The following is a 19246-nucleotide window of genomic DNA, read 5'->3' as shown; positions in this document are numbered from 1 at the left end:
CGTGCAAAGTGTCTGGAAATTGATTAACAGGAGGATGATAACAATGTTTGACTGGCTGTTTGGTAAAAAGGAAAATTATGGGGAGAGCGATGAAAAGAAGGAGTTGACCAAGGAGATTAACCGTCTTAAGGAAGAGTATCGGGCCATCCCAAACAATACAACCAGTATTGATGAGGGGCTGCGTCGGTTTCAGTTAAGTAAACAGATCGTCGCAGTTGCGGATACGATTTCTCCCTTTTTAGGCGGGGGTTTTTCAGGGGAAATTATATGTGACTATAATTATGCCCTTACGCAGATCACACAGAGATTGTGGGATATATTAATTTTCAAAAAGACGGCTTATCATAATGAGGTGATGGCATTACAGATCAAAGCCAATGCATTGTTGGATTGGCGGGAGTTGCACTATAAACGCTGGTGGAGCGACGAGGAAGAACCGTTCCAGCACGATCGGAGCAGGGCGGACCTCAAAAATTTGATCTCAGAAATTGAAAAAGCCCAGGTGCAGTAGCGACCTGCAAGCCCTCGTACGGGGATGATATATACGGGAATGGGTCAGCAGGAATACAAATTTATGAACCATGTTTTTGTTCAATATATAAGGAACAACACATATGAATAAAAAATCTTCTGGTTTGTATTTTTTACTGGCTGTGTTGCTCCTGCTGCCAGCGGCGTGCGCTGGCGCTGAGCCAATACTCCCTACGCCAACCTCTCTTCCACCCACGCAAACCCTAATTCCCAGTAATACTCCTCGGCCGAGCGTAACCCCACGGCCAAGCGAAACTCCACTGCCAACCATCACGCCTGAGGGCGAGATCGGTTCCACATGGGTGCGGGCGAAGGACGGTATGGTGATGGTGTATGTGCCAAAAGGTGCCTTCAACATGGGCAGTATCACAGGCGAGCCGGATGAAAAGCCGGTCAGGGTTGTGGAGATGGATGCTTTTTGGATCGACCAGAGCGAGGTGACCTATACGATGTATGCCCGCTTCGTGCCGGCCCGATCTGGCCCGCAGCCTGTTGTGAATGTCTCGTGGGAGGAGGCGTCTGCCTATTGCGCCTGGGTGGGTAGCCGCCTGCCAACGGAGGCGGAATGGGAAAAAGCGGCACGTGGTACCGATGAGCGCGTGTATCCTTGGGGAAATCAGCCACCAGCTGGTGATCTGGTGAATTTTGCCGATGTGAAATCACGCCTGAGCTGGGCAGATGTTAACGTGGATGATGGTTATGGAAACGTTGCACCCGTCGGAAAATACCCGGCCGGCGTCAGCCAGTATGGGGCATTGGACATGGCCGGCAATGTCGCGGAATGGGTCAATGATTGGTACGATGAATCTTATTACAGTACGAGTCCGTCGAGCAATCCAGTGGGACCAGCAGAAGGCTTTTTTCGTGTTTTACGGGGCGGCTCATGGTTTAGCACTGCGGCGGGGATTCGTGTTAGTGAACGCAGTTGGTACATCCCTGAATCTGGGTCGGACTATATCGGGTTCCGCTGCGCGCAAAGCACTGTTGCAAAGTGATGCCACACTTGACATAAGAACATTTGTTCTGGTATTATCTTCCTATGTCTATTTGGGATCGCTTCATATACCTTATAGGCTTGCGTCAAACGCCCGGCCCTCGAAGCTATAACCTGGATGTGAGTGACAGTTTTCAAGTCACACTTTCCACACTTGCTTCAGATGAGGGTCGCCCTGAATCCGAATTGATCCCTGAACTCTTGAACGCCGGCCTAAACCAATATACGTCCAACGAAAGACTTTGGAAAAAATGGGGCTCCCTCTCGGTGCGCGAGAAGGATGTAGCCGCGCTGGTATGTTTGGGATACACCAACCGCGAGATCGGCGCGCGTTTGAACATCTCGTCTGAAACGGTCAAGGATCGTTTGGAAAGCACACTGATTAAATTCAATATCACGAAGCGCACTGAACTGCGGCTGTTGTTCGCCAATTGGGACTTTAGTGCCTGGGAACAGGCGTAATAGCGCACTGAAAGCCGCTGCCTGTACTCGTAAATATATTTACGCACATCCGCCACCACACCCCATCACATCACATCCATCGTCGCGGTGATCACTTTTATATTTTCCTGCCTGCGTGAAGATCAGTTGAAACGGCTTCAAATTTAATTCTCCAGGGGCAACTAAATGGACTGTCCTTTAAACTGGCTGATATACAGATGATGGTAAAAACCCTTTCGATCCAATAATTGCTGGTGAGTGCCTTTTTCGACGATCTCTCCGTCGTTGATCACCAACACCTGATCCGCATCGCGGATGGTACTTAGGCGATGCGCGATCACGAAACTGGTTTTTCCTTTCATCAGGCGCAGCAATGCCTTTTGAATGTGCGCCTCCGTGCGCGTGTCAACGCTGCTGGTGGCTTCGTCCAGGATCAGGATCGCAGGGTCTGCCAGAATTGCGCGCGCGATCGAAAGCAGCTGCCGCTGTCCCTGACTCAGATTACTGGCGCGTTCTGAAAGATTCGACTCGTAGCCGCGCGGAAGTTGACGGATGAAGTGATCGGCATCCGCCAGTTTTGCAGCTTGGACGCACTCCTCATCCGTGGCATCCAGACGCCCATAACGAATGTTTTCCATCACTGTCCCTGAGAACATGAATGTGTCCTGTAAGACCAGACCCAACTGACGGCGCAGATCTTCTTTCTTGATATCGCGAATATCAATCCCGTCAATATGGACGCTTCCGCCTGTGATCTCATAGAAGCGTGTCAACAGATTGATGATGGTGGTCTTGCCAGCGCCTGTCGGACCGACCAGCGCAAAGGTTTCCCCGGCTTTCACATCCAGGGTCATATCTTTGATGATCAATTGACCCGGGCGATAGCCAAAGTTGACATGCTCAAATTGCACGTGACCTTTTATGCTGATTGCCGATTTTGCATCCGGCGCGTCATCCACTTCGGATGGCATATCCATGATCTCAAAGACTCGCTCTGACCCGGCCAGCGCGGCCTGAATGGAGTTGTACATGTTGGCCAGTTGGCGTAAAGGCTGAATGAAATTCTGCCCATAGGTGATGAAGGTGGCAATGATGCCCACGGTGACCAGTCCCTGCAGGGCAAGCCATCCGCCCAGCCCCGCCAGCACGATCACAAAGAAATTGCCCAGCACATTGGTGAGCGGCATCAGGAGCAGTGCATAACTGTTGGCAGAAACACCGGCTCGAAATACTTCTTCATTGTGTTGACGAAACAAGGCGATGGCAGATTCATTGCGGCGAAAAGCTTTGACCACCTTTTGGCCGCTGATGGCTTCCTCCATCACGCCATTGAGCTGTCCGAGATGTTTTTGTAATTCACGGAAGCCGCGGCGGGTATATCTGGCAACGAATTCCGTGAACCAGAACATGATCGGGACCACCAGCACGGAAGCCAGCGCCAGCCATTTATCCAATACGAACATTGCAATCAGGATCCCGACCAGGGACAGTACACTCGCCAGCAGGGAGGTTACATTTTGTGAGACGGCCTGGTTAATGGCATCTATGTCATTGGTCAGGCGGCTCATCAACTCGCCTGCGGGGTTGCGGTCAAAAAAGGAAATGGGCAAACTTTGTAAATGGCTGAACAGATCCTTGCGCAATTGTTTCAACGCGCGCTGCGAGACATCCGACATCAGCCAGGCTGACAGTGCTGTAAACAAATTATTCAAGAGATACACCGTCAGCATTGCAATGGCGATCTTCATCAATCCGGCTGCGTCTTTTGTCGCGATGAATTTATCAATAGCCGTACCCATCAGGTATGGACCGATCAAACCCAGCAAGGTGTAGATCAATACAAAGAAAAGCACCAGGATCAAAATCAGCTTGAAGGGATTGAGATAGGGCAGCAAACGCATCAAGGCATTGCGCGGGTCGCGCGCCTTTTCGATCTTGCCCGGGTCACCGGGCCGTCTTTGCAGACCAGGTCGGAATCCACTTCGATTGGATTGATTGCTCATGCTTGCGCCTCATTTTTTGATTCTTCCAGCCGAAGGCCGCTCCCCAACTGCGACTCGTAGATCTCCTGGTAGATGGAACTGGACTGCATCAATTCCAGATGTGTTCCTTCCGCGGAGATGCGCCCGTCGTCAATGACCACGATCTTGTCAGCCTTCAATACCGTGCTGATGCGTTGTGCGATCACCAGGGTGGTATGCCCTTGTAATTGAGACTCCAGCGCGTCCTGTATTTTTGTTTCGGTTTCCACATCCACGGAGCTGGTGGCGTCATCCAGGATCAGGATCTTTGGATGAGTCAACAAAGCCCGCGCAATGGCGATGCGTTGTTTTTGCCCGCCTGAAAGATTTGTGCCACGTTCCTCGACATGGGTCTCATACCCTTTAGATAACTCCAGGATGAAATCATGCGCTTGAGCTGCCCTGGCCGCGGCGACAACTTCTTCGTCACTCGCAGCGGGGACTCCGTATCGGATGTTGTCAGCAATTGTCCCTGAGAAAAGAACCGTTTCTTGAGGGACCATCCCGATCTGGGAAAGAAGCGCATCCTGCTTAATCTGACGAATGTCCGCGCCATCGAGCAGAATTCTCCCCGAGGTAACATCGTAAAAACGCGGCACCAAATTCGCCAGCGTGGATTTGCCAGCGCCAGTGGAGCCCAGCACGGCCACGGTTTGTCCGGGTTCAATGACCAGGTTGATATTTTCTAAAACTGTCTCGCTGATGCCGTGGTAATGAAAGCAGACATTCTCGAAGACAAGCCGCGCTTGCGCCTCTTCAGGCAGTGCTCTGGCGCCGGGCGAATCCAAAACCTCCGGAACCGTATCCAGAACTTCATTGATACGTTTGGCCGAGGCAAGACCGCTGGCCCAGGTATTGGAGAGCATCGTCATCATGGTCAGCGGACCCATGGTGGTCAGCAGGTAATTTGTGAAAGCCACGATCTGGCCGGTGGTCAGGCTGCCGCGAATGGCTTGCATCCCGCCGGACCAGATGACGATCACCATGCCGATATTGACACACAGGGTCAGTATCGGCGACATGCTTGACATGATCTGCATCACCCGCACGGAATGATCTGTGTAGGCTTCGTTGGCGCGCTCAAATCGCTGTCCTTCAAAATCTGCGCGCACAAAGGCTTTCACCAGCCGCGCCCCGGCGGTATTTTCCTGCAGGACGGTGTTGAGGCGGTCGAGTTTTTGCTGTACTGAATGGAATAGCGGTTCCATTTTTAGCACAAAGAAAATGATGATGATCGATGTGACCAGTAATAAAGGCAGGAGACTGAGCGCCAGGTCGCGGCTGGTATTGATCATTAAAATAAAACTGCCGATCATCAGCAGGGGAGCGCGCGTCCCGATCCGCAGTGAGATCTGTGCCACACGTTGAACAGCGGTCGTGTCACTGGTCAGGCGCACCATCAATTGGCCGGTCTTCTGTTCGTCGAGGTTCCCGTATGAAAATGATTGTATGTGTGTAAAGAGCGCATTCCGCAGATCGCGAGCGACGCTTTCCCCAACCTGCACGGATAAAATATTATTTCCAACCGCGATCAAAGTGCTGATGATTGAAATGCCGATCATGATCAATGCGGTCTGGGTTACCACCTGTTGGTTGTTGGCTGTGATGCCCTGATCGATGATGCGCTGGATCAAACGCGGGATGGACAGGTCGAGAAATACCAGGGAGGTCAGCAGGATCAGGGCTGCCAGAGAGCGTTTCCAATAGGGGCGAAGAAAATGAATGAGTTTAAAGATTTGTTTCATTGCTTATTTTTTTTTCAGGCTGCTGTCGCTTTGCGAAGCAAAGAGCGGATGAAGGAGCTGCATGGCCTGATGAATTATCTCGAGTTCAGCGCTGGAAAGATGTTTCAAGGCTTTGGCGATATTGGCTTGCGCACCTACCCGCGCCAAATTAACAATGGACTCACCGCTGTCTGTGAGTTCAAGCGTCAGCCTTCTGCGGTCATGGGTGGACTCCTCGCGGCTGATCAATTTTTGTTTGACCAACCCGTCGACCAGCTTGGAAACGGATGGGAGGGTTAGTCCCAGGTGCTCTGCCAGATTGGAAAGAGAAGAGTCAGGATTGCGCTGAACAAATCTCAGCGTTCGAAACTGGGGGATCGAGATATCAGACCCGTGACCGCGGCGCATTTCCACGCGGATCGATTGCATGATTTGCGGGGCGGTCTCCATTAATTCCCGCGCGCAGGTGTCAAGCAGTTTTGTCATAATTAGTTAGCCTTTCTAATGATTAGAGAATGACATTATAACTTCAATTCACATGGATGGAACGGCCTGCCCTTTGATGTCAGTCACCAACTTGTGGCTTACCAAACGGTCAAGCCCCCCATATCTAGTACCCCCATTTCACCCCCGTTTCATACCCGGACGGGGGCTGTTTATTCTTCAGTAAAGGGAATACCCTCATGAAATGTATATTATTCCCTTCCTCAGAAGCCACAAATTGGTCGTTCTATATGCCCAGCACGCTGCGCGCCATGAGAGTGCCACCCTGGTTGCTGAACTGGCTCTGCTGGGCTCGGTCACGGTTCTGGACGGTGGCAATCGTTTTGTTCCATATCGGGTTGCGCATTTGCTGCGGCGAAAAACGGTGGATGTTGCCGCAGCATCGCAGCGTATATTCGTGCGGCGCGCATTCACCTGCTATGAAATGAATTCGCTCCTGGCTGACACGCCTGCGCTGCAACAACCCTGCCTGATCCTGGATCTGCTGAACACCTTCTATGACGATCATGTTCCCACGCGTGAAGTCAGTCGCCTGTTGAAAATATGCCTGGATCAGATCCATCGTCTACAGATTTCCGCTCCCGTGATCGTTACGCTCGGTCCGCCATTGGCTGAGGAGCGCGCCTCCCTGCTTCAGCAGGTCTGTGAAAGGGCGGATGAAGTCATTACGGCTACCATTCCTGCCCAGCAAGCCACACAGCCCGCATTGTTTTAATCGATCATTATGGGCCGTACTGTCATCACGATCACCCAGCATCTGAATGAGACCGAGGGCATGCTCTCACCGTTTCGGCGTACGCTGCGCCGCGGCGATCAGTATGTCTTCGATGGTCTCTTCGCGGCCGCGCGCCGCCATATCGCCGCCATCGGGCAGGCTGAATCCTTGCTGCCTTTCGAGTCGGCTTTACTTGCCATGCTGTTGGAACAATCCAAGCAGATCGCAGTCCTTGAACAGAAACTTGCGGAATTGATCGCGAATGAGTGAGGCGACTGGTTGGCTTCTGGATGTATACGCGGATCCGGAGGATGGGGTCATCCTGTGGCTGCTTACCGATGACGGCAAACGCCTGCGCTTGCGCATGGATTTTCCAATCACGTTTTATGCGGCCGGGGACTTTTCACTGCTGCGTCAGGCCTGGATCTTTTTGAAGGACCTGGATGTGCAACTGGCGCGCACGACCCGCCGCGACCTTTTTCTCGGCGAGCGTGATGTGATGAGTGTGCGCACATCCACGCCCGCAAAACAGCCATCGCTCTTCGCAGACCTCGCGTGCCAGTTTCCATCCCTGGATTATTACGACTCCGATCTGCCCCTCAGTCTGCGTTTCATCGCGCAGACGGGTACGCATCTGTTGGGACGCTGCAGGGTCAAATTGGATGGGGAGTGGGTTCAGACTCTTGAAGCGCTGAATTCGGCCTGGGAAATAAATCCCGCCCCCATCCCCTTACGTATCCTGACTCTCAGCCCCGATGTCAATCCAGTGCTCGGCAAGCCGAAAAATCTCAGAATACGATACAAGCAGCATGAATACAAACTTGCGCTTGAGTCCGTACGCACGTTCATGATCGGATTGAAGGCGGATCTCAATCGTTTTGATCCCGATCTGATCATGACCGAATACGGCGACACCTGGCTATTCCCGCAGCTGCAGGTCTGGTCCAGGGAAAGCGGGATCGAATTAAATCCCAATCGTGATCAAACCAGAGAAATCCAAATCCGCCGCGCGGATAGTTATTTTGCATATGGACAGGTGGTATACCGCGGTGCGCAGGCGCATTTATTCGGACGCTGGCATATTGATCGTCATAACGCCATGTCGTTCGGGGAATATGATCTCGAAGGGGTCATGGAACAGGCGCGCGTCACGGGTCTGGGGGTACAGGAGATGGCGCGTAAATCTCCGGGGGCTGGTATCACGGCGATGCAGATGCACACCGCCCTGCGGAATGGGATCATGGTCCCCTTTCAAAAGCAGCAGGTCGAAGACAGGAAGACACTGGCCGATCTTATCCATGCCGATCACGGCGGGTTGATCTATCAGCCTTTGATCGGCCTGCACGGCCATGTGGCGCAGATCGATTTTTCATCGATGTATCCCGCCATCATGGTCAAGCACAATATCTCACCGGAAACGGTCGGAAAAGAGGACGCGCCGGAAGGCTTGATCCCCAGGACTCTGCGGCCTCTGGTCGAAAAGCGCCTGATGCTCAAGAACATCATGTCGGATCTAAACCCGCGTGATTGTCGGGTGGAAATACTCAAGGCGCGCGCAGCTGCGCTCAAATGGCTGTTGGTGGTTTGCTTTGGGTATCTGGGCTACAAGAACGCCCGCTTTGGAAAGATCGAATCGCATGAAGCCGTGACGGCTGTGAGTCGTGAGTTGATGCTGCAGGCCAAGGAAGTGGCGGAGGATCTGGGTTTCACGGTGCTGCACATGTACGTGGACTGCCTGTTTGTACAGCAGGAAGGGTATACGCGGCCGGCGGATTTCACCCCACTCATGAATGCCATTGTGAATAAGACAGGCATCCCGATCGCGCTGGAAGGGGTCTTCAAGTGGGTCGCATTCCTGGCATCCAAAAAGGATGCGCGCGTGCCGGTTCCCAATCAATATTTTGGCGCATTTCTCGATGGGTCTCTCAAGTTTCGTGGCATTGAACTGCGCAGGCGCGATACAACTGTCTGGGTGCGCAAGGTGCAGTTGGCCGTGCTTGAAATTCTTGCCAGGGCGGATACGCCTCAGGAATTGGCGGAGCGGGTTCCAGACGTGCTGGCCTTTGTGGAGCACTGCAAAAGCCAGCTGAGAGCAGGCCGTGTTCCCCTGGAGGAATTGATCGTAAGGCAGCGGATAAGCCGCGCTCTGGATGGATATAAATCTCCTTCTCCTGCGGCGCGCGCAGCTTTGCAATTGCAGTCCATAGGCCGGGTGATCTCCCCCGGCCAGTCGGTGCAGTTCCTATATACCCGCAGCGGCAGCGGGGTGCAAGCCTGGGAACTTGGTGAGGCACTGCCTGCGGATAGCGTGCACACCAAACGCTATTGTGTCATGTTGGATCGGGCAATACAGACCGTACTTGATCCAGTCAAGTCATTATGCATTCCTGAACGCTTGCTCTGACCTCACTTATATCCACTGCTGTAAATGGAATCAGATAAATTCAAAAGATCGATAAAATGGCTTGAAAAATGGTCCGGAAATCTTTCTCATCTGCGGTGAATTGAAATTAAAACGGGCTCTGTCCAAAAAGCAAGTCTTGATTAAAACAAAAATATAAAATATCATTTGAACCATAAATCCTCGGGTTGGCAGAAGAGTTTATGAATACAGATAAAAAACACACAAGAGACAGGATTTTCAAGTATCTTAATTCTACTTGGCACAGGCTTACCTTTTGGCAAAAAATGCATATTTTTTATCTGGTTTGGAAGCATGTTTTCATGAACAAGATTCGTCAAGTTTCCATGTTTTGGATCAAGACTTAATATTAAATTACGAACCGGTCCACGGAATAGAATTGAAGCAACCATCTTGGGGGGAATCAAGCCTATGTCGATTTATTCCAGCAGCCATGCCTTCGCTTTGTCAACATCGGTAAATAGCTTGACTGGCTGTCCGCGATTGGCTGATACTGTTTCCAGGAAATGGAAGTCTTCTGTTATTTCTGTCACCACCAGCGCTCTTTTCACTTCTCTTTCACTGATGTAACTCGGAGTGTCCGTGTTCATGATTATTTTAGGTACATCATAAATTTCAAAGGCGGATAGCTTTAATGTCGCTTGACGATAGTCGCTAAGAATTAATAAACAATGATTCTCATAAACAGCATCGGCCACTTCTGGAAATGACGTCCTTGAATTCATTCAAGGTAATGAGTCCCTGGATGTGGAGCTCAATGATGCATTCTTCCTGGTTATATCTGATGGTATGCGGCATGGGTCTCCCGAATCTTTTCCCTCTGCTCCATGATAAAAATAAAAATATTTGCGGTCTTTGAATAAGCGGTTGTTGTCCCGCAAAAGACTGCCTTTAATTAAATGCTATTCTGAGTCATTCTGGAAGATAACCGAAAACAAAGAAGCCTGTGTGGCTTCTTTGTTCTTATAAACACAATCGGTAACGGTTCGTTGTGAAACTTAATCCCAGGGTTAATCCCCCGGCCATCCGATCTGACCCTGCCCCTCCCGCACCGCCCAGTAGATCACCCCGCCCCAATTCCACGAACGGCCGTAGAGCGGGCTGTTCACACTGTTGTTGTTATCCATCCTGCGAATGGTCAGATTGTTATCCCAGTACGCGTCGGGTATGCCATCGTTGTTGATATCGGCCTTCACGGCGGCTGGAAGATTCCGCACTGCGGATGGCGCGACCTCGCCGTTGTCTCCGTCGCGCCTCCATTCATGGTCCACAACTTCCATGTGCCCTGTTCCACGATCACAGTTATATCTGCCATTCCGGTTTGGACCGGGCACGCAGTCCTCAATGGCTGTGTATTCGAAATAGCGCAGTTCCCAAAACAATTTATACGGCGCGCGTCCGCGTCCGGTAAACACGGGCATGTCGGCTGGTAGTTCTTCGAGACCGCTGATGCTGCCAGCCTGTGTCCCAGCGCCGACGGCGGGATGCGAAGGCACTTCCCATTGGATGATCCTGGGGCTTCCGCCTGCGCCCTGATCCGGTAACATCAAGTCGCCGATGTACGGCAGCGTGACAAACATCGGACCGGCGGCCCGCAAGGTCAGGGTCAGGCGCAAATTCTGCCAGTCTCCCACATGCGGCGCGGCTGGTGACCCGCCGCCATAGGATAGATAATTCTTTCCGCCCGAACCCGAGGACTCCAACATGCCGCCATTACGGATGGCGGTCGGCCAGCGCACAAGGGTCGCGGGATAGGGGCGCAGGTCGAGGTAGATCTCCGGAAAGGAAACACGGGCGCTGATGTTCCATTCCGAATTGGTGCAGGTAATGCCGCCCGCGCCAGCCGTGAACCGGTCACAGGGATTCTGCGGCGCGGGAGCCTGCGGATCGCATGGCAGGTCATCCACCATGTCGCCCCCTGACTCCACGATCTGGCCCGTGCAATTATCGACCCAGGCGGGGAAGGCGCTGCAGATGCCGGCCGCGGGATCATAGGCCGTGACTTGATAGACCATGTGCTGGCCGGGTACGCAAGCCCCGCCGCCTTCTTCATTCCCATCGCCTGGTTCATCGCCGCCGTCGTCATTGCCTCCGATGGTGCAGATGATGCTTCCGTCGGGTTGAAAGGTGCAGGTGGGCGCGGACTGCGCCTGAACAAAATTCGGCCGGGCGAAAAACGGCAGCAGCCCCAGCAGGATGATCATGAAATAATTCTTCATTGATTCACCCCGGCAGAGAGTTCATTCAGGATGAACTGTTTATCATTCTCATCGGTCTGATCCCGCCAGTTTTGCGGCGGTTTTGCATCAAAAGATGATATGTGCTTCCCAGCCATTTGGTATCCCAGGGTCTCGTGTCATACATGGCTGCGATGGTTTCGCGTTCATGCGCATTGGCTTCGGGATCTTTGATCCCAAGCCTGGGCTGTTCCTGTGTCCCGATCCATACCCAGAGTCCATCGGCCAGGTAGCCGAAGAGCAGGAACGAGCGGGTGGGTGTGGCGGGTGATGTGTAGATGTGTCCATCGAGTGAATAGATGATGTGGGTGTTCTCGGCATCTTCCACGACCAGGCAGATCACAGAATACTCGCCGCCCCAGGTCTCGATGGTATTTCCAACAACACTGCTGGTTCGAAAGCAGCCGCGCATGGCGTAGGTGATGGCAGGCTCTCCGTTTGCGTTCAGCCGCCATTCGGTCAGATCAGGATCGGGTGGGATGAAACTGACCGGTACTTCGCTCAAGCCCCTGGCATTGGCCGGGATGGTGACCGCCTGCAACGGTCTCATTGGCATGTCGTCAAATCCAAGCAGTTCTGTTGCCCTGGCGCGGCTGTATCCCTCGCGGACGGCGAGCGCCCAGGCTATTGTTTTTTCCAATCCCTGATAAACACAGGCTGGTTGGATGACGTTATAGGTCCGACTTGCATAGGTCGGTGAGAGCGACCAGTCGGATGAGTCGCCTGGACATTCGAGAGGCGTTCCAGACTCGGGTTGCGTGGGCGCGGTTGCTTCCGGCGCCGGCGTGGATAAGGAAATGGAAACAGGCGCGGCTTTGACTGTGCTCATCAGCAGGTATTGATTGAGCATGGCCATGCCGGAGACCGTGAAAAGCAGGATCAGGATCAGCGCGCTGATGACCGTATAGGCGCGTGGTTGCCTGAACCCTGCCAGGTCTTTATAAGTCAATCCATCCAGGATCGTTATAAATATCGTCTTCATCAGAGTCGCGGCATGGAAACCCCTTGCTTTAGCAATGGGGAGGAAATGCCGCCTCCTTCTTTTGAATTGGTTTCAATTTTCAATTTAAGCCTCTGTTATAATTTCGGTAAGGCACTCCATTTTTTTTGGAGACAACAGCTTTCAGTACCTTACCAATTGAGAATAGAAGGTTGCAGAGAATAATCGTTCTTTGCATAAAATCCTCAGCGTCAAAAGTGTAAAACTTTTGTAACTTCGAGCCAGTCCTTTGTGACTGGCGGGGCAGTTGTAAACCTGCCATTGATCTCAACCCTAACGGGTTAGGGATAAAGCCTCCGCCTTTAGGCGTGAGGTTGTTTACTGTTTGACTCCAGAAAAAAACTATTGATCGCCGCGTGTGACGCCATGCGCCAGATATCCGATCGCGCGCACCGTCACCCAGCGTGTGGGAAGGATATAGCCTGCGGAACGGGTACGGGCCACGACCAGGCAGGCCGGACGGTCCTGATGTCTGCCGCAGGAAACAGAGCTAAGTTGCGCATGCCCCGCCCGCTGGGCATTAAAGTACAGGGCGGCGACGCCAGTGCCGGCCGGGGCCGCGCTGATCGCGCCGTTGGGCAGGACCGTGATCTCCTGCGCGCCGGCGTGCGCGGCCAGGTCAGCCGCCGCCACGGTTTCCATCACCCGCGCGTTGGTGATCATGGTGTCCAGGATGCCCAGCAGGAACAGGGACATCAAGGGCATCAGGATCGCGAACAACAGGATCGACTGACCGCGTTCACTTCGTTTGTTCTTCATTGCCATCTCGCTTTCCAGGTTTCGGAACGCGAGATGAACCACTCGCTCTCCCAGCCGCCTGTACTGAGTCCAAGCAATCCATTGAACAAGGTTGGCGCTTGAAAGGAAACCAGACATCGACCCGGCAGCCCTGGACCGGCGGGCGGCGAAACCTGCACGCGATAGCTTGCGCCCCGTGTCGCGGACCAATCCGCATTCAAGGTTTTCCAGGCCAGGTTGACCGCATTGCGTTGCGCGCGGGCTGGATCAGGCGACTGTGATAAAAATTGTGAACAGGTGTATGCGGCGGCGGTTGCTGCCGTGCGGGCGCGATGGGCTGGAATCCAGGAGAGAAGTCCGAAAGCCATCAGGATCGCCAGGGTGGCAAACAGGGCGGTCTCGGGCAGGGCCTGACCGCGTTCACTTTTAGGATTCCAGGCTTTCATTCAATGCCTCCGTTGGGAGGACCGGGATAGAAACGCCACAGCCGAAAATAGTTGGCTGCGCGCTGGGCCTCGGTCAGGCGGATGCCGAAGATCCAGCTGCGCGAGTCTTCCACGCTGATCAATGAACGCACCTGACGCGCTCCGCTCTGACCCGCGTTGATCCGATGCGCGAGGTCCGGCCACAGGACATTGTCACGCGCGTGTTCTGTCATGGGCGTATCGTAGGATCCGCTGGCGACCCCGGTGATGAACACGCCCCAGTCTGTCGAGGCGGAACGAAAGGCATAGAAGGCGGCGAAGGTCATGCCAAACAACAACAGGATCAGGATCGGCATGACGAACGCGAACTCTGCCAGCGCCTGGCCCTTTTCCTTCCTGCGCTTCATTTATCCTCCCCGCGCCATTCGCAGCGCTTGAATGCCAGCTTCAAAAGCGGCGATCAATTCATTGCGGTAGCGGGCGATCACGGCGATTGCCACCACGCCGACCGCGCCAAGGATCAGAGCATATTCAGCAAAGTCCTGGCCATCTTCCTCGCGCACAAACCGTTTGATTTTGTTTAACATGGGAGTCTCCTTTTGAATAAAAAAAATCGGCTGACAGAATGTTCTGTCAGCCGATATGATATATAGCTGTGGTTGGGGGTATGCTTTCTCTGTCGCTATGGATGTGTGTTGCCCTCGATGGTGAAGCAGGGCATGCTGTCAAGGAAAGTTAAGAAATCCGTTTTCATGTTTTATACAGGATAATACACAATATATGTATATTATCCTGTATACATTTTTAAACTTCAGACCGTTTAGAACATCCCCGCGCCCATGAACGGTGCGATGATCGCCAGCACCAGACCCATCACGGCCATCACACCGAACAACCCGGCCCGCTGCCGCACCAGCGCCGCTCTGGCCTCCGTGATTTCCACCACGCTGCGATGAACAGACTCCTGCAGGCCCTGCACACTCGACAGCAGCGGACGATTATTGGCGAAGAAATCATGAATGTCGCGCAGGAATAAATTGGCTTCCACATCCGCGGGATCCGGCAGGTGCGCGCGGGTCACTTCAATCGCCTTCGTGAAATCCTCCACCTCCATGCGCGCCACCAGCAGCCCGAGCAGATTGCAGAACGGACCGCCAACGGCCGATGCGCGCCGCAGGGCTTCCTGTACGCCGACCCCGGAAGATAATAACGAACCCAGGACCGACAACCCGATCAACATGTTGTTGCGCAGTCCCTCCGCGCGTTTTTTCGCGAGAGTCTTCAAGCGTACATACGGCCGCCTCAGACCCAGGAATATAAAGATCAACGCGATCACTGGCGCGGCCACGAGCATGTTCATCGAGGCGATCGCGCCGGCCAGCAATCCGCCCACTGTCAGGAAGATCGTGAAGTCGCGCATGGCGACCGCGTAGAATTCGCCGGGCGAGTCATACGGATAGCCGGCCCGTCTCAACATGCTGACCACATCCGCCATGTTCGCGGCCTGATCGGGATCAAAGCGCCCCGGCCAGAGCGCGATCAACAAGGCTTCCCAGGTGGAGCGCTTCTGGATCGGACGGGAGGGTTGCAGATTCATCAAACGGTTGTTGCCAAAAGTGCTGAACGCGGATTGGAAAGCCGAGAGCAGTTCGAACGCCAGCACGCTGACACTGAGCGCGCCAAGAAAGGCAAAAAAGGTCATGGGGTTTCTCCTTGTGCAAGATCACTGCGGAAGTTTAATAATTTTTGCAGATGGGTATCGCCCGGCTGTCGTCTGCGGAAGGGTTTTGAAAACAGGCTGCTCTGCAGCGCGTGCATGTGGTCCATGTTGCGGGTCACATGCGCGGGCGGACGCGGCCTGGCATCCTGCAAGGCGCCGCTGCCGCTCTCCCAGGTCTCACCGCCATATTCGCGCGGCCAGAGCGGATAGGCGGCCATGTCCCATGCAGGCAGGTGGTTATTCTTCCAGGCGCGATGCCAGCGCCAGAAGGCCTCAAAGCGCGCAGCCCACAGGCCCCAGACCAGGTCGATCTGCATGGCCTCATCGCGCAGCAGTCCGAGCGTTTCGGTGCAGTGATGACAGATCGGGATGGCGTTCTCCGGACGCTGGTAGCGCCAGGTGATCTCGACCGGTGAGTTCCGCGATGGACGCAGGATCGGATGCCAGGAGCCGGGCTTGCCGCAGCGCATGCATTCGTGCGGAAATTCATGCTGCCAGGGGATGCCGGCCACCGAGGCGGCCACCAGTTCATCCAGATAGGGAGCTTCGGCTCGCAGGATCGAATGCGACAGGCGCACCGCGTTGTGTGGAATGCTCCAGGAGTCGCAGAAGTCCAGAAGAAACCCCGCCGAACTCACGATCTGTCCGCGTTCCCACACTTCGAATTTGCTGCGTTGAATGGTGGTCCTGATGCGGCCGTGATGAGTATCGCGGATGCGGCGCATGTCGGCCACGGCTTCTGACAACAGCGCGAACAACAGGCTGTCCATGCCGGTGCCCGGATCGATCGCGCCGCTCTGGGGCAGGTCGGGGGCAACCGAAAGGATGGTCTGGATAAAAGGGCTGATATCAATTTTGGGCCCGCATTCAAGCACATACCGGCAGGGGGGCATTTTGATGAATCTCCATTTTGAAATGATCTCATCAAACAAAACCTGCCCGTCTGAACTCAACCCAACCATCCGCATCGACGGGCAGAAAAATGTGTGAAATGTTCTGGCGGCTTCCGTTGGATAGACAAAGGCCAGCAGGTCGCGCTTAAGATCCCGCATGAACATCGCGCCCAGTGCGCGTTGATCGGAACTGACCAGGAAATGCAGTCGGATGTTATTCATCGCCCTCTCCACAAAAAAGGATTTCGCGCACCGCGGCCAGACGCGTATTACTCGCCCCCATCCCATTGATCCACTCCGACGCGAGCGGATGAACCGCCTGCGCGGGGATCTGATATGGTTTCGATGGCGCGCTGTTGATCAACGCCAACAGTTCAACGGGCGGCAGGTCGGCCAGTTTTCGAAAGACACCGCGCGCTTCACGCAGTGGATGTTCACGCAGCCGGCTGATGGCGTATCCCAGGGGATCGGCGAGCTGTCCGCTGCGCGGGCTGGCCGCATACAGCACCCAGGAGACGAAGGCGTGCGCGGAGGCCTGTACCTCCAGCAGTTCCTTCTGGACTTTTGGATGCACGTCATTTTGTGAAAGCAAACGCTTGAGCTCCCAGTGCGGCGGCGCCGCCTGCTCCGGTCTTTTCGCGCCATGCGCGTGTTGGGTGGTGGAAGTGTTTTTCTTGATCGTGTTTAAAGGGTGTTTTAAAGAGCTTAAATCCGTCCCATTTGCGTCTGCCATATCGCCCCCACCCGCGTCCGCTAAGAACCCCATCCGCGTCTGTCTATTGCCCCCATCTGTGTCTGCCAAAATCGCCCCATCTGCGCCTGGCATATTGCTCCCATCCGCGTCCAGCGGTTCGTCCAGGAGTACCCGAAAGGTACGCGGCATGCTCTCCACGCGCAGGTCCAGATAGGGAGTCGCGGGTGAACTTTCCAGTTCGACCAGGAAAGAGCACAGATCCCCGCCGCGTTTTTGTGTTTTCCATTGCGGGTTGAGCCAGGCCTGAATGGTCTTATACCTTCCCGACCCGCACAGCCGCGCCATTTCCAGGTAGCCATTCCTGAAGGTGACGGTCTCGCGTCGTTCGCCGGTCCTGGCATTCAAATAGGCCATGTCACGCGCGACGGTCACCAGCCAGGCCTGCGCGGGAGTCAGGTTATATTTCCGGATGGTCTCGGTGATGAAGTAATGCGGGATGTGAATGTCGCCCAGGCAGTTCACGATGCGCCTGTGCAGCTCCTGAGCCAGATGATCCACATCAGAGGAATACGAACTGCCCGCTTCAAAACGCGCCATGTCCATCACGCTATTAAATTGCAGGCCAGGGCTCGAAGACTCGACCGGCCTGAGCAGCTCCTCTGGATCATCCACGGCCAGTAACTCCTGCAGGGCCTGCGACAGGGACCTGCCTTGCTCCAATAAATTCTTCAGGGCGAAGTAGACCGCCTGCGCATCCGCGCGGGTCAGTCTCGGGGTCATGAAGACGCGGTAGCGGATCGGAATGCGATGCGGCCGGCCATCGCGCCCGCGATGGTATGTGCGTTGAGCGGGGGGATCGATGCGCTGCACCAGTCCGTCGAGTTGCGATTGGATTCCCGCCTGGGCGAGCAAGCGCCAGAAAGCGCCGCTGCTGATACTGCTGAAACGCATGACCTGCCGGCTGAATAACGGCAGGGATTGATTTTCAGCCGCATGCATCGCCCAGGCCGCCTGATGAAATCCGATATATAACCAGACGGCCTTCGGACCGATCTCCATTCCGAGGCGGCGCAGGTAGCCCTTCACCACCACCTGCCTGTGAGGTTGCACGATCCTGTCGTAATCCAGCCATTGGACCGGCTCGATGCCAACTTCCTCCTCCGCTGCCTGCGGTTCCTCCACCCCGCTGTCGCGCGCAACAAATCGAATGGAAACGGAACGGCCTGTGATCGCGTTTAAGATGATCTGGATCTTGTCCTTCATGCGCGCCTCGAGCCACTCGCGCGCAAATGCAGTGCGGGTCGCGATGGTGATTCCATCCTGCCCTGCCGTCTGGATCTCGATATCGCGCACCCAGTTCTCAAATTGCGCGCGCGGCAGGTCGGCCTTGAGTTGCGCAAGCAGCGCTTCCCGCACTGCCTGGTTGGTTTGTTCAGTATTCATTTTTTGGACTCCAGTAGAGATTGCCTGCCTGGCATTTTCTTTCGGCGCAGGCGGGATGATGGACGGTTGCGTGGACGCAGGGCGGGCGGATCGTGGACGGCACCTGGACCGGACCGACTGCGCGCTCCATCCAGTTCCCCATCAACAAATTTTTTCGGGCCGGTTAATTTCAGGGTATAGCTCGTCGATTTCTGCACAGGTTCAAGCTTCACCAGATCTGATCGATAGGCGGTCAGTCCAAAGCGCAGCAACGCCGATACCAGTTCGCCCAGGGGCACATTCAAGCCGTCTTCCGAAGCCAGCGCGGATATTTCCTGTTTCAGCTCGGGCTGGAAATTACGCCAGGTGACGATCACCCGCCACAGGGCTGCTGAATGTTTGCCGCCTTTGGGTCTGGCGGCGGCTTCGTATTTGATGAAAGCTTCAGAACTTGGAAAGAGGGTCATGCGCATTCGATATGGCTGGTGGCGCGGGTTCAGACTCAAGTCCCCGACCGCATAGGCTCGCAGAGCGTACCCGATCAAGGCGCACGCGACCTCGCCTGCGGGTACAAATAATTCCTGTGCGATCGCTTTCACTTTGAGCGCCAGCTTTGGATCTACTCCACGATAGACCGCCTTGTGACTGAGGTGTTCCTTTTCCCACTGGCGCCTGCGCTTGCGCGGCGCTTCATAAATACCGGGCGGATTGCAAGCCAGGTCAGTCTGCGCGGCATCATCAAAGGGATTGCGTCTGTTGCTCATG

20 protein-coding genes are annotated in these 19246 nt (G+C 54.5%); 6 read left to right on the top strand and 14 right to left on the bottom strand.

Going from position 1 to position 19246, the window contains the following annotated elements:
• Positions 1–43 precede the first annotated feature (43 nt).
• The 3 genes from IPL17_RS01060 to IPL17_RS01050 all read left to right on the top strand — a co-directional run bounded on the left by IPL17_RS01060 (position 44) and on the right by IPL17_RS01050 (position 1987).
• Positions 44–511: a hypothetical protein gene (locus tag IPL17_RS01060; protein WP_345305220.1), complete on the top strand. Its 468-nt coding sequence runs from the start codon at positions 44–46 to the stop codon at positions 509–511.
• 103 nt (positions 512–614) lie between these two features.
• Positions 615–1526, top strand: a complete 912-nt coding sequence (locus IPL17_RS01055) for an SUMF1/EgtB/PvdO family nonheme iron enzyme (RefSeq protein ID WP_345305219.1) — start codon at positions 615–617, stop codon at positions 1524–1526.
• Positions 1527–1645: 119 nt separating this feature from the next.
• A complete protein-coding gene (locus IPL17_RS01050) occupies positions 1646–1987 on the top strand; it encodes a helix-turn-helix transcriptional regulator (RefSeq protein ID WP_345305218.1) in 342 nt (113 codons plus the stop codon).
• 161 nt (positions 1988–2148) lie between these two features.
• Here the strand turns inward: IPL17_RS01050 and IPL17_RS01045 are convergent, their stop codons facing one another.
• Genes IPL17_RS01045 through IPL17_RS01035 form a run of 3 tightly spaced genes read right to left on the bottom strand, consistent with a single transcriptional unit; the run spans position 2149 to position 6197 of the window.
• Positions 2149–3969: an ABC transporter ATP-binding protein gene (locus IPL17_RS01045; protein WP_345305217.1), complete on the bottom strand. Its 1821-nt coding sequence runs from the start codon at positions 3967–3969 to the stop codon at positions 2149–2151.
• The gene (locus tag IPL17_RS01040) at positions 3966–5732 is read right to left on the bottom strand and encodes an ABC transporter ATP-binding protein (protein WP_345305216.1); all 1767 of its coding nucleotides are present in this window, start codon (positions 5730–5732) and stop codon (positions 3966–3968) included. The genes IPL17_RS01045 and IPL17_RS01040 overlap by 4 nt, the downstream gene beginning before the upstream one ends.
• 3 nt (positions 5733–5735) lie before the next feature.
• Entirely contained in the window at positions 5736–6197 is a 462-nt protein-coding gene (locus IPL17_RS01035; RefSeq protein WP_345305215.1) for a MarR family transcriptional regulator, read from the bottom strand.
• A gap of 202 nt (positions 6198–6399) precedes the next feature.
• Here IPL17_RS01035 and IPL17_RS01030 point away from each other — a divergent pair, with 202 nt between their 5' ends.
• Genes IPL17_RS01030 through IPL17_RS01020 form a run of 3 tightly spaced genes read left to right on the top strand, consistent with a single transcriptional unit; the run spans position 6400 to position 9334 of the window.
• Positions 6400–6930 (top strand): hypothetical protein, encoded by a 531-nt coding sequence (locus tag IPL17_RS01030; RefSeq protein ID WP_345305214.1) that lies wholly within the window; start codon positions 6400–6402, stop codon positions 6928–6930.
• 9 nt (positions 6931–6939) lie between these two features.
• Positions 6940–7200 (top strand): hypothetical protein, encoded by a 261-nt coding sequence (locus IPL17_RS01025; protein ID WP_345305213.1) that lies wholly within the window; start codon positions 6940–6942, stop codon positions 7198–7200.
• On the top strand, positions 7193–9334 hold the full coding sequence (locus IPL17_RS01020; protein ID WP_345305212.1) for a DNA polymerase domain-containing protein: 2142 nt from the start codon (positions 7193–7195) through the stop codon (positions 9332–9334). The genes IPL17_RS01025 and IPL17_RS01020 overlap by 8 nt, the downstream gene beginning before the upstream one ends.
• Before the next feature lie 437 nt (positions 9335–9771).
• On the opposite strand, the gene IPL17_RS01015 is transcribed toward IPL17_RS01020, so the two are convergent.
• The 11 genes from IPL17_RS01015 to IPL17_RS00965 form a co-directional block, all read right to left on the bottom strand.
• Positions 9772–10050, bottom strand: coding sequence for a hypothetical protein (locus IPL17_RS01015; RefSeq protein WP_345305211.1), 279 nt, complete (start codon positions 10048–10050; stop codon positions 9772–9774).
• 312 nt (positions 10051–10362) lie between these two features.
• Positions 10363–11571, bottom strand: coding sequence for a hypothetical protein (locus IPL17_RS01010; RefSeq protein ID WP_345305210.1), 1209 nt, complete (start codon positions 11569–11571; stop codon positions 10363–10365).
• 25 nt (positions 11572–11596) lie between these two features.
• The gene (locus IPL17_RS01005; RefSeq protein WP_345305209.1) at positions 11597–12571 is read right to left on the bottom strand and encodes a hypothetical protein; all 975 of its coding nucleotides are present in this window, start codon (positions 12569–12571) and stop codon (positions 11597–11599) included.
• A gap of 360 nt (positions 12572–12931) precedes the next feature.
• Positions 12932–13348, bottom strand: a complete 417-nt coding sequence (locus tag IPL17_RS01000) for a hypothetical protein (RefSeq protein ID WP_345305208.1) — start codon at positions 13346–13348, stop codon at positions 12932–12934.
• Positions 13345–13773 (bottom strand): hypothetical protein, encoded by a 429-nt coding sequence (locus IPL17_RS00995; RefSeq protein WP_345305207.1) that lies wholly within the window; start codon positions 13771–13773, stop codon positions 13345–13347. The genes IPL17_RS01000 and IPL17_RS00995 overlap by 4 nt, the downstream gene beginning before the upstream one ends.
• The gene (locus IPL17_RS00990; protein ID WP_345305206.1) at positions 13770–14159 is read right to left on the bottom strand and encodes a TadE family protein; all 390 of its coding nucleotides are present in this window, start codon (positions 14157–14159) and stop codon (positions 13770–13772) included. Before IPL17_RS00990 ends, IPL17_RS00995 begins: the two co-directional genes overlap by 4 nt.
• A complete protein-coding gene (locus IPL17_RS00985; protein WP_345305205.1) occupies positions 14160–14339 on the bottom strand; it encodes a Flp family type IVb pilin in 180 nt (59 codons plus the stop codon).
• A gap of 233 nt (positions 14340–14572) precedes the next feature.
• A complete protein-coding gene (locus tag IPL17_RS00980) occupies positions 14573–15454 on the bottom strand; it encodes a hypothetical protein (protein ID WP_345305204.1) in 882 nt (293 codons plus the stop codon).
• Positions 15451–16587: a hypothetical protein gene (locus tag IPL17_RS00975; protein WP_345305203.1), complete on the bottom strand. Its 1137-nt coding sequence runs from the start codon at positions 16585–16587 to the stop codon at positions 15451–15453. The genes IPL17_RS00980 and IPL17_RS00975 overlap by 4 nt, the downstream gene beginning before the upstream one ends.
• Positions 16580–18502, bottom strand: coding sequence for a DnaA N-terminal domain-containing protein (locus tag IPL17_RS00970; RefSeq protein WP_345305202.1), 1923 nt, complete (start codon positions 18500–18502; stop codon positions 16580–16582). Before IPL17_RS00970 ends, IPL17_RS00975 begins: the two co-directional genes overlap by 8 nt.
• The gene (locus IPL17_RS00965) at positions 18499–19245 is read right to left on the bottom strand and encodes a hypothetical protein (protein WP_345305201.1); all 747 of its coding nucleotides are present in this window, start codon (positions 19243–19245) and stop codon (positions 18499–18501) included. Before IPL17_RS00965 ends, IPL17_RS00970 begins: the two co-directional genes overlap by 4 nt.
• Position 19246 lies beyond the last annotated feature (1 nt).

Source organism: Candidatus Villigracilis saccharophilus (genome assembly GCF_016711665.1).
This window is presented reverse-complemented; position numbering and strand designations above follow the sequence as displayed.